This window comes from uncultured Rhodoblastus sp. (genome assembly GCF_903903185.1).
GTDB lineage: Bacteria > Pseudomonadota > Alphaproteobacteria > Rhizobiales > Beijerinckiaceae > Rhodoblastus.
The window spans coordinates 22,884-33,546 of the sequence record NZ_CAIUXT010000237.1 but is presented as its reverse complement, the minus strand read 5'-3'; the positions used below and the strand labels follow the sequence as shown (position 1 = coordinate 33,546).

The following is a 10,663-nucleotide window of genomic DNA, read 5'->3' as shown; positions in this document are numbered from 1 at the left end:
GGCGAAGGTCATCGGCCCGGCGAAGGCGAGGCGCACGCCATCGGCCAGCGTCACGCCGCCGGAGCCGAGCGCGGCGGCGTTGCCGGCGACCAGCGCCCCGGCATTGAGATAAGTTCCGCCGGTATAAGCGTTCAGGCCAGTGAGGGTCAGCGTTCCGGAGCCGATTTTCGTCAAGGCGCCGGGGCCGGAGACGAGGCCGGACAGGGCGATATCGGCGGCGCCGGTGTCGAGGCTCGCCCCGGCGGGGCCGGCCAAGGCGATGGAATTGGCGAAGGTCATCGGCCCGGCGAAGGCGAGGCGCACGCCATCGGCCAGCGTCACGCCGCCGGATCCGAGCGCGCTGGCGTTGCCGGCGACCAGCGCCCCCGCGTTGAGATAAGTTCCGCCGGTATAAGCGTTCAGGCCAGTGAGGGTCAGCGTTCCGGAGCCGATTTTCGTCAAGGCGCCAGGGCCGCAGATCACGCCTGAGATCGTAATGGCGCCGCTTCCGGTGTCGATTGTCGGATCGCCCGAGCGGGCAAAAATAATGTCGTTCGCCAGACTGGCCGCGCCGGCGAAGCTCAAAGTGGTGTTTTCGGCCATGAAGAGAGCGCCTGAGCCGAGCGCCTGGGCATTGGCGACCGCCAGGGTTCCGGCGTCGAGATGGGTTCCGCCTTCATAGGTGTTGGCGCCCGCGAGGGTCAGCGTTCCGGAGCCGATTTTCGTCAAGGCGCCGGGGCCGGAGATCACGCCAGAGATCGTAATGTCGCCGCTTCCGGTGTCGATTGTCGGATCGCCCGAGCGGGCAAAAATAATGTCGTTCGCCAGACTGGCCGCGCCGGCGAAGGTCAAAGTGGTGTTTTCGGCCATGTAGAGGGCGCCCAAGCCGAGCGCCTGGGCATTGGCGATCGCCAGGGTTCCGGCGTCGAGATAGGTTCCGCCTTTATAGGTGTTGGCGCCGGCGAGGGTCAGCGTTCCATCGCCGATTTTCGTCAAGGCGCCGGCGCCCGAGATCACGCCGGTCAAGGCGACATCGGCCGCGCCGGTGTCGAGGCTTGCGCGCAAGCGGCCGGAGAGGGCGATGGAATTGGTGAAGGTCATCGGCCCGGCGAAGGCGAGGCGCACGCCATCGGCCATGGTCACGGCGCCCGAGCCGAGCGCGCCGGCGTTTCCGACGACCAGCGCCCCCGCGTTGAGATAAGTTCCCCCGGAATAGGCGTTTACGCCGCCAGAAGCGTTAACGCCGGCATCGGGTCTCGTGACGTTGACGGTCAGCGTTCCCGAGCCGACTTTTGTCAAGGCCCCGGCGCCGACGATCTCGCCGGAAAGGGTGACGTCGAAGGCTCTTGTGTCGAGGGTCGCGTCAGCGCCGCTGCTGATAAGGATAGGATTGGCGATGGTCATCGGCGCCGCGAAGCCGAGGCTGACGCCATCGGACAGCGCGACGTAGCCGGAGCCGAGCGCGCCGGCGACGCCAGCGACGAGCGCCCCGGCGGCCACCGAAGTTCCGTTGGAATAGGGATTGTCGCCGTTAAGGGTCATGGTCCCCAAGCCGGATTTGATGATGCCAACGGTCGAAACGCCGTCCGCTATCGTTCCGTCAAAACGGTAACTCGAACTCCTGACGCCGATGGTCAGGTTTGCGGAACGGGCGCCCGAGTTGGTGACGCCGGAATAGCTGTCGAGCGTGATGACAAACAGGTTGCGCCCTTGCAGATCCAATTGCTGCGCAAATGCAGCGCCGCCCAGGGCGGACGACAATCCCAACGCGATAAGCATCGCGTTGCAGCCTCCCGAAATGTTGAAGCTTGTCCCCATCGAATTCGGCGACCCGTAAATATCATGTCCTCGTCGCAGCATAAGACGAGGGATTTTCCGCTGGGTCAAGTTAAGGGAGGAAATCCCTTCTGCAACGCGTGATTTCATGCTGTTTGGCAAGGCTTCAGCTTGTGAGCGCGAGCTTAACCATGCATCTTTCAAGAATTTGGCGCATTTCAACGAGAGGCTTGGTCCCACCGCATCCCGTCGAGTCATTTCTGAAATAATGCTTGAAACGATTGTTCAATTGAGCGTTGCGGTCGATCGAGAACTTTCAAACCTGTTTCGTTGCGATCTGTTACTGAGAAACCTTATTAATATCAATTATATAGCTGTTCCCGCCGTAATCCGCGCGGCGCGCCAGGGAAATCGGCCTGATCGCGACGCCCCTATTTCTCCTGCTTTTCAGACATCGAAAACGACTTGGAAAAAACGCCTCCGAGAACGTTGGCGGCGGATGAATGCGGTTCCTGAATCGCCCGGTCGCCGGTTCGTCGGCGGCGGCGCGCGGGTCATTCGGGCGGCGGCGAAAGGGCGGCTTCGGCGCGGCGCGACAGATCGTAAAGCACGATGGCCGCCGCCGTGGAGACATTGATCGAATTGGCCATGCCGCGCATCGGAATCTCGATGACGGCGTCGCAGAGATCGACGACCTGCTGCGACACGCCGTCGAATTCGCCGCCGAGCACGAGGCATACCGGAAATTTCGCCATGAAGGCCTCTGGCCTGACGCTGTTCGACGCCAGTTCGACCGCCGCGATCTGATAGCCATCGGCTTTCGCGGCGATGACCGCTTCGACGGCCGAGTTTTCCTGCGACCACGGCGTCCAGAACTGCGTTCCGCAGGCGGCCTGCCCGAGGTTGCGCTTGCGCAAATCGACTTCCGCCCCGGCGATCACCAGCCGTTCGGCCAGCATCGCATCGCAAAGCCGGAAAATCGCGCCGATATTATAGGCCTGCGTCACCCGGTCGAGCACCACCCGGATCGGCAGGCGCGGCATTGCCGCAAAAGCGTCGCGGTCGCATTTGCTTCGGCGCAATTCCGTCGTTGGCGAAACCAGCCGCCGCGTCGGTTCGCTCATGTCGCCTCGCAATTGTTTCAGTTCGACTTGACGCGAGGCGGCGCGGGGGAACGCGTGGCGTCGAGCGGCGTCGTCGCCGGACCGGTCGCCAGCGCTTTGGGGGGGTCGACTTTCGGCGCCTCCGCCGTCCCTACGCCGCGCAAGAGATCGTAAGCCGCGTGCAAAGCCTTGTCCTTGGCCTCGTCGGCGGGGACATAGGCCTGCGAGCCATGCTCCTCCGCGTCGCCATTCTTCAGATGGCCCTTGAGCGAAGCCTCGCCTCCGATCCTGTCCTTGCCCTTCCACTCGTCCGGCACGTCCTCAAGCACCTGAATGTCCGGCTCGACGCCCATGGCCTGGATCGAGCGGCCCGACGGCGTGTAATAGCGCGCCGTGGTCAGGCGCAGCGCGCCATTGTTCTCGGCCAGCGGAATGATGGTCTGCACCGATCCCTTGCCAAAGGACCGCGAACCGATCAGCGTGGCGCGCTTGTGGTCCTGCAAGGCGCCGGCGACGATTTCCGAAGCCGAGGCCGAGCCGCCATTGATGAGCGCCACCATCGGCTTTCCATGGGAAAGGTCGAGCGGCCGGGCATTGTAGCGCTGCGTGTCGTCCGCGCCGCGGCCGCGGGTCGAGACGATTTCGCCACGATCGATGAAGGCGTTCGCCACCGCCGCCGACTGATCGACGAGGCCGCCGGGATTATTGCGCAGATCGAGAACATAGCCCTTGAACTTGTCCGCAGGGATATCGCGCTGGATCTTCAGCATGGCTTCCTTGAGACCGTCGAAAGTCTGTTCGGTGAACTGGGTGATGCGGATATAGCCGATATCGCCGCCGTCCACATGCGCGTGGACGGATTTGACCTGAATGACGGCGCGTTTGAGCGTGACCTCGACCCTGGCTTTCTTCTCGCCGCGCAGCAGCGTCAGCCGCACGGCGCTATTGACCGCGCCGCGCATCTTGTTGACGGCCTGTTCCAGCGGCATGCCGAGCAGGCTCTTGCCGTCGATGGCCGAGATCAGGTCGCCGGAACGCACGCCCGCCCTGGCCGCCGGCGTGTCGTCGATCGGCGCGATCACCTTGAGGGCGCCGTCTTCCTGCATGACTTCGATGCCAAGGCCGCCGAATTCGCCGCTGAATTCCATGCGCGTGTCGGCAAAGCTTTTCGGATCCATGTAGCTCGAATGCGGATCGAGCGAGGCGAGCATGCCGCCAACCGCCGCTTCGACCATTTTCCTGCCGTCGGTCCGCTCGACATACTCGGCGCGAACCCTGTCGAATATTTCGCCGAACAGATGAAGATCGCGATAGACGTCGGCCGTGGCCGTGGCCGCGACCGCCGCGCCTCGCGGCGCCGGGCCGGGGGACTCCAGAGCAAACGTCGAAGCGCCGATGGCGGCGCCCAGCAACACCAGCGATGTTTTGCGCATCATCCGCGAACCCTCAAAAAATCTTCGGCTTCAACCACACTGGACCCGGATCGCTCATCGCCCCGACATCTTCCAGTCCCACCATAAACGCGGCGAAATTCGTCTCCTATGAACTCAAACGGCTGTTTATCGGCTTTTTTTAATCGCGTTTTTTCGGCGACGGGGGAGGCGGCCCCGACCAGGAACTTATTGGACCGAACCCCGACAAGCGCCAAATATGCGAATGTCCGCGTCCCTCAGTTTGGAGGCCACCCCCTCATGTTACATTGTCTACTGGATTAGTCGTCTTATATTTAACTGTCGTCGATCCGCGACGAAGGGCTTTCCGGCGGCAAGGTGAATATGAATTCACAGCGGAATTTTTTTTTCGAACGCCTGCCCAAAGCTGGGCTGGGCCTCATCCTCTGTCTCTCGCTGTTGTCCGGCCTGGCCGCGACCGCGTCCGTCGTCCGGGCCCAAGACGCGCCCGCGGTCGCAAATGACAGGGACCCGCATGGCGGCGCCCCGGCCAACGCCGCCGCAAAGCCCGCCAGGGAGCGATTGCCGTCGCCGGCGGTCACCTTGCAAAGCATCGATCTCGGCGGGCGCATCCTCAAATTCGAGGCCAGCATCGGCGCGATGCCGATCAGGGACGAGTCTTCAGGCGAGCTTCTGGCGGAGGTCGTGACCACGGCTTTCGTGCTGACGTCGCGCGCCGACAAAGCGGAGCCGGGCGCCTGCCGCCCTGTCGTCTTCGCCTTCAATGGCGGGCCGGGCGCGGGTTCGGGCTGGCTCGATCTCGGCGCGCTCGGTCCCTGGCGCCTGCCATTGGCGGGCGCGGCGCAAGCCCCTTCGGCGGCCCCCATCGTGTCGGATAATCGCGAAACCTGGCTCGATTTCGCCGATCTCGTGTTCATCGATCCTCCGGGAACCGGATTTTCCCGGCTGGCCGATGGCGAGGCGGCGCGCAGAAAATTCTGGTCGGTTGAGGGCGACGTCGCGTTATTGGCCAATGTCGTGCGGCGCTGGCTGCAACAGGCTGGAAAACTCGGCTGTCCGAAGTTTCTGGCTGGCGAAAGCTACGGCGGCTTCCGGGCGCCCAAGGTCGCGCGCGCCTTGCAGGAAAGGGAGAATGTCGGCGTCGATGGCCTGATCCTGTTGTCGCCGGCGCTGGATTTCGGCTGGATCGAGGGCCGCAACAATCCACTGGTCGACGCCGCGCGCCTGCCCTCGCTCGCCGCCAGCCATGGCGGGGCCAAGACCCGCGCTGAACTGGCCGGCGCCGAGAGCTACGCCAGCGGCGCCTATCTGGCCGATCTGCTGCGCGGGCCGCGCGACGCGGCGGCGCAAGAGCGGATCGCCGGCAAGGTCGCCGCCCTGACCGGGCTGTCGCCGGAACTGGTGCGCCGCCTGCAAGGCCGCGTCGGCGCCAATGACTGGGTTTTCGAGGCCGATGCGAGCGGACGCCTTATCGCCAGCGTCTACGACGCGGAGGTTCAGGGGCCCAATCCGGCGCCGGGCCGGCGGCCGCAGGGTGTTTCGGATCCGGTGCTCGACGGCCTGCGCGCGCCGCTCGGCGCCGCCATGACCGACCGGGCGACGGCAAAGCTGAAATGGCCGGTGGAGGCCCGATACGAGATTCTCAACGACCGCGTGGCGGAGAGCTGGAACTGGGGCTCGCAGCGGCGCCATCTCGAAGCCCTGAGCGACCTGCGCCAGGCGCAGGGCCTCGACCCGCGTCTCAAAATCCTGGTGGCGCAAGGGCTTTACGATCTGGTGACGCCCTATTACGCCGCAAAACTCCTGCTCGATCTGGCGCCGCCTGTCGGCGCGCCGGAACGCATCGAATTCCTGGCTCTGCCGGGCGGCCACATGTTCTATGCCGTCGATTCGTCGCGCGCCGCGCTGCGCGACGCGGCGCGGAAATTGATTTTGGGCGAGTGAGCTTGCGCCGCGCCTCAACCGCCGGCGAAAAAAGAATTGGAAATCGGCGCAGGCTCTCAAAAAACGCCCCGGCGTCCCCATATCGGCGATCAGGGGGGTTTTGGGGCTTGCGCGCGAGGAAAAGGGGCCATGATTCGTCAACCTGCGGTCGCGGGGACGTTCTATCCCGCCAGCGCCGCCGTGCTTGAGCAGACGCTCGCCGGCCTGGTGAAAACATCGCTTGCATCGTCGGCGACCGGGCGGCCCAAGGCGCTGATCGCGCCCCATGCCGGCTATGTCTATTCGGGCGCGGTAGCCGGAGAGGCCTATGCCCGGCTCGTCCCTTACGCCGGACTCATTTCCCGCGTTGTTCTGCTCGGTCCGGCGCATCGGGTCGCCCTTCGCGGACTGGCTGTGCCGGCGTCCGACCGGTTTGCGACGCCGCTCGGCGAAATTCCCCTGGACCGGGCGGCCATTCGCCGGATCGAAGGAATGGCGCAGGTGTCGGTCAGCGAGGCGGCGCATGAATTCGAACATTCGCTGGAAGTTCAGCTCCCGTTCCTGCAACGCGTCCTGCGTGATTTCACTCTGGTTCCGCTGGCCGTCGGCGACGCCACGGCCGAGGAAGTCGCCGAGGTGCTCGAAGCCCTTTGGGGCGGACCGGAAACGCTGATCGTCGTCAGTTCCGACCTGTCGCATTATCTGCCTTACGACGAGGCCCGGCGGAAGGACGATGACACCGTGGCGCTTCTGCTCCAGCGGCGTCCGCTCGACAGTTTTGAGCGCGCTTGCGGCGCCTTGCCGATCAATGGGCTGTTGCTGGCGGCAGGCCGGCACAAGCTCACGCCAAGGCTGGTGGCCCAATGCAATTCGGGCGACACGGCAGGGGACCGGCAAAGAGTCGTTGGTTACGCGGCGATCGAATTTGACGAAGCCGGCGGCGACCGCGGCCCGGTCCTGCTCGCGCTCGCCCGCGCGTCGATCGCGAGCGCCTTTGGCGACTCGCCTGACGCCGAACGAACTTCGCGCGGGTTTCAAGAATCCTGGCTGCAGGAAAAAGCCGCCTGTTTCGTGACCTTGAAACGAGGCGGCGCGCTTCGGGGATGCGTCGGCGACATCGAGGCCCGCCGCCCGCTCAACGAGGCCTTGACCGCCAATGCGCGCGCGGCGGCCTTCGAGGACCCGCGCTTTGCGCCGCTCGCCGCCGACGAGTTGGCGGGGACAACCATCGAGGTGTCGCTGCTGTCGCCGCTGTCGCCGCTGCCGGCGCGTTCGGAAGCCGAGGCGCTGAGGCTGCTCCGGCCAAAGGTCGATGGACTGGTGCTAACCTGCGGGCGCCATCGCGCGACGTTCCTGCCGCAGGTCTGGGATACGCTCCCCGAACCCCGCGACTTCCTTCGCCAGCTCAAGCTCAAGGCCGGGCTGCGGGCCGATTTCTGGTCGGAAGAAATCCACCTCGATCGATATCGCGTCAACAAGTGGAGCGAGCCCGAAGTCGGTCCGAATGCGCAATAATGTTTGAAAATCATCCCGCCGGTTACTGGCGCGCAACCGGGGACGGGCGCATCCAGTGCGAGGTTTGCCCGCGCGACTGCAAATTGCACGAGGGACAGCGCGGCGCCTGCTTTGTCCGGATGCGCGAAGGCGACGCCATGGTCCTGACGACCTATGGGCGTTCATCGGGCTTCTGCATCGATCCCATCGAGAAAAAGCCGCTCAATCATTTCCATCCCGGTTCGAGCGTCTTGTCCTTCGGCACGGCTGGCTGCAACCTCGCCTGCAAATTCTGCCAGAATTCGGACATCAGCGCGGCGCGCGACATGGACTCGCTGATGGAATGGGCTTCGCCCGAAGCCATCGCCGCAACCGCCGCGCGGCATGGCTGCGCGAGCGTCGCCTTCACCTATAACGACCCGGCGATCTTCCTCGAATACGCCATGGACGTGGCCGACTCCTGCCACGCCCGGCAAATAAAGACGGTCGCGGTGTCGGCCGGCTACATGCGCGAAGGCGCGCGGCGCGACTTTTTTGCGAAAATCGACGCGGCCAATATCGACCTCAAGGGCTTTTCGGAAGACTTTTATTTCAGGCTGACGGCGGCGCATTTGCAGCCGGTGCTCGATACGTTGCTCTATCTGAGGCGCGAGAGCGACGTCTGGCTGGAGATCACGACGCTGCTGATTCCGGGGAAAAACGACTCCGACGAGGAACTGACGGCGCTGTCCAACTGGGTGGCGCGCGAATTGGGGCGGGATGTGCCGCTGCATTTCTCGGCCTTCCATCCGGCCCATAAAATGCGCGACACGCCCGCGACGCCGCCCGAGACCCTGACGCGCGCCAGAAAAATCGCGATGCGGGCCGGTCTCGACTATGTCTATCTCGGCAATGTTCACGATGCACAGGGCGACACCACCTTCTGCCCGCAATGCCGCGCGCCGCTGATCGTGCGCGACTGGTTCCGGATCGAACGTCACGATCTGGCGCAGGGCGGCTTATGCCCAGGCTGCGGCGCGGCGATCGCCGGTCGCTTCGAAGGCCAGATCGGCGATTTCGGCCGTCGCAGGATTCCGGTGACGATCGGACCATGATCTTGACCGTCGCCGATTCCCGAAAAAGCCAAAAAAAAACAGACGGGCCTTGGGACGGTCGCCGGTCCCCAAAAACAGCGTCTAAAACAAAAACACACGCAATTTGAACTATTTGGTTGTCTTATGGCCGGTTCCTGCTTATCCGGTGCGTCGATTGACCGACGGTTCGGCGGCTCGACCGCGATATCGGAAGGAATAGGCATGGCGGCGGCTTCTTCTCCTGTTCGCCTCGTTCATCCCAAACGCTTCGGCGATGAGCGCGGCTGGTTCACCGAGGTCTATAGCGAGAAAGCCTTCGAAGCCTTGGGGATCCCCGTGCGTTTCGTCCAGGACAATCATTCGCTGTCGCGCCCGGTGGGCACTTTGCGCGGACTGCACTATCAGACGCCGCCTTGCGGGCAGGACAAGCTGGTGCGCTGCATCGCCGGCTCGATCTACGACGTGGCGGTCGATATCAGGCGTGATTCTCCGACTTATGGAAAATGGGTCGGCGCGGAGCTTTCGGCGGAAAACGGCCTGCAATTGTTCATCCCGATCGGTTTCGCCCATGGTTTCGTCACCCTGACGCCCGACGTGCAGGTGACCTATAAATGCTCCAGCCTCTATGCCCCGGCCCATGATGGCGGCGTGCGCTGGAACGACCCCGCCATCGGCATTGATTGGCCCTTGCCCGAGGGCGTCGCGCCGACCTTGTCGCCCAAGGATGAAAAAGCGCAGTTCCTGAAGGACTTCGTCAGTCCGTTCGATTATGACGGCCATCCGCTGCAGCCTCTGGAGCTTTGAGTCAACGCGAATTTCAAGGGATTTCCCATGCGCATTCTTGTGACCGGCGGGGCCGGATTTATCGGTTCGGCGCTGGTTCGCCACCTGATCGGCGAGGTTGGAGCGCAGGTGCTGGTCGTCGACAAGCTGACCTATGCCGGCCATCTCTCCTCGCTCCGGCTCGTCGCCGACAGCCCGCTCTATCGGTTCGTCCAGGCGGATATTTGCGACCGCGCCGCCATGGACGCGGCCTTCGCCGGCTTCAAGCCGGACGCCGTCATGCATCTTGCCGCCGAGAGCCATGTCGATCGCTCGATCACCGGCGCCGCCGATTTCATTCAGACCAATCTGGTCGGCACTTTCGTGTTGCTCGAGGCGGCCCGCGCCTATCACGGCAAGCTCGACGCGAAGGCCAGGGAAGCCTTCCGCTTCCTGCATGTCTCCACCGACGAAGTCTATGGATCGCTCGGCGACGAGGGCCTGTTCGAGGAAACCACGCCCTACGATCCTTCCTCGCCCTATTCGGCCTCCAAGGCCGGCGCGGATCATCTTGCCCTGGCCTGGGGCCGCACCTTCGGCCTGCCGGTGGTGGTCTCCAATTGTTCGAATAATTACGGGCCCTATCATTTCCCGGAAAAACTCATTCCACTGGTGATCCTCAACGGATTGCACGGGCGCGAACTGCCGGTCTATGGCGCCGGCTCCAATATCCGCGACTGGCTCTATGTCGAGGATCACGCGCGGGCGCTGCACCTGATCGTCAGCAAGGGGCGGCTTGGCGAAAAATACAATGTCGGCGGGCGCAACGAGCGGACCAATATCGACATCGTCCGCCGAATCTGCACGTTGCTCGACGAATTGGCGCCGGCGGCAAGGCCGCATGAGGAACTGATCCGCTATGTGACCGATCGTCCCGGCCATGACCAGCGCTACGCCATCGACGCGACCAAGCTCGAAACCGAACTGGGCTGGAAGGCCCAGGAAACCTTCGACACCGGCATCGTCAAGACCGTGCGCTGGTATCTCGACAATGAATGGTGGTGGCGGCCTTTGCGCGACAAGGTCTATTCCGGCGAGCGCCTCGGCGTTCTGACCGAACCGCCGGCGGGAGGCTGAACAT

The 10,663-nt window shown here is 64.0% G+C and carries 8 protein-coding genes; 5 read left to right on the top strand and 3 right to left on the bottom strand.

Going from position 1 to position 10,663, the window contains the following annotated elements:
- The 3 genes from QZY01_RS21975 to QZY01_RS21965 all read right to left on the bottom strand — a co-directional run.
- Window positions 1-1,758 (bottom strand): autotransporter-associated beta strand repeat-containing protein (locus tag QZY01_RS21975; RefSeq protein WP_294541499.1); only part of this gene is annotated, 1,758 nt, incomplete at its 3' end.
- Between the two features lie 551 nt (window positions 1,759-2,309).
- Complete coding sequence (locus QZY01_RS21970) at window positions 2,310-2,879, bottom strand: TrmH family RNA methyltransferase (RefSeq protein ID WP_294541498.1); 570 nt, start codon at window positions 2,877-2,879, stop codon at window positions 2,310-2,312.
- Window positions 2,880-2,896: 17 nt separating this feature from the next.
- A complete protein-coding gene (locus QZY01_RS21965) occupies window positions 2,897-4,294 on the bottom strand; it encodes a S41 family peptidase (protein WP_294541496.1) in 1,398 nt (465 codons plus the stop codon).
- A 339-nt stretch (window positions 4,295-4,633) separates the two neighbouring features.
- Between QZY01_RS21965 and QZY01_RS21960 the strand changes: the two genes are divergently transcribed.
- From QZY01_RS21960 to rfbB, 5 genes are all read left to right on the top strand, one after another.
- The gene (locus QZY01_RS21960; protein WP_294541494.1) at window positions 4,634-6,214 is read left to right on the top strand and encodes a peptidase S10; all 1,581 of its coding nucleotides are present in this window, start codon (window positions 4,634-4,636) and stop codon (window positions 6,212-6,214) included.
- A gap of 129 nt (window positions 6,215-6,343) precedes the next feature.
- On the top strand, window positions 6,344-7,708 hold the full coding sequence (amrB, locus tag QZY01_RS21955; protein ID WP_294541492.1) for an AmmeMemoRadiSam system protein B: 1,365 nt from the start codon (window positions 6,344-6,346) through the stop codon (window positions 7,706-7,708).
- Complete coding sequence (gene amrS, locus QZY01_RS21950) at window positions 7,708-8,781, top strand: AmmeMemoRadiSam system radical SAM enzyme (protein WP_294541490.1); 1,074 nt, start codon at window positions 7,708-7,710, stop codon at window positions 8,779-8,781. Before amrB ends, amrS begins: the two co-directional genes overlap by 1 nt.
- A gap of 201 nt (window positions 8,782-8,982) precedes the next feature.
- Window positions 8,983-9,564, top strand: coding sequence for a dTDP-4-dehydrorhamnose 3,5-epimerase (rfbC, locus tag QZY01_RS21945; protein WP_294541488.1), 582 nt, complete (start codon window positions 8,983-8,985; stop codon window positions 9,562-9,564).
- A gap of 27 nt (window positions 9,565-9,591) precedes the next feature.
- Entirely contained in the window at window positions 9,592-10,659 is a 1,068-nt protein-coding gene (rfbB, locus tag QZY01_RS21940; protein WP_294541487.1) for a dTDP-glucose 4,6-dehydratase, read from the top strand.
- Window positions 10,660-10,663 lie beyond the last annotated feature (4 nt).

Bases quoted from the DNA above. Each gene is read 5' to 3' on its own strand.
- amrS (WP_294541490.1), top strand. From the start codon at position 7,708: ATGTTTGAAAATCATCCCGCCGGTTACTGGCGCGCAACCGGGGACGGG.
- rfbC (WP_294541488.1), top strand. From the start codon at position 8,983: ATGGCGGCGGCTTCTTCTCCTGTTCGCCTCGTTCATCCCAAACGCTTC.
- QZY01_RS21960 (WP_294541494.1), top strand. From the start codon at position 4,634: ATGAATTCACAGCGGAATTTTTTTTTCGAACGCCTGCCCAAAGCTGGG.
- QZY01_RS21970 (WP_294541498.1), bottom strand. From the start codon at position 2,879: ATGAGCGAACCGACGCGGCGGCTGGTTTCGCCAACGACGGAATTGCGC.
- QZY01_RS21965 (WP_294541496.1), bottom strand. From the start codon at position 4,294: ATGATGCGCAAAACATCGCTGGTGTTGCTGGGCGCCGCCATCGGCGCT.
- rfbB (WP_294541487.1), top strand. From the start codon at position 9,592: ATGCGCATTCTTGTGACCGGCGGGGCCGGATTTATCGGTTCGGCGCTG.
- amrB (WP_294541492.1), top strand. From the start codon at position 6,344: ATGATTCGTCAACCTGCGGTCGCGGGGACGTTCTATCCCGCCAGCGCC.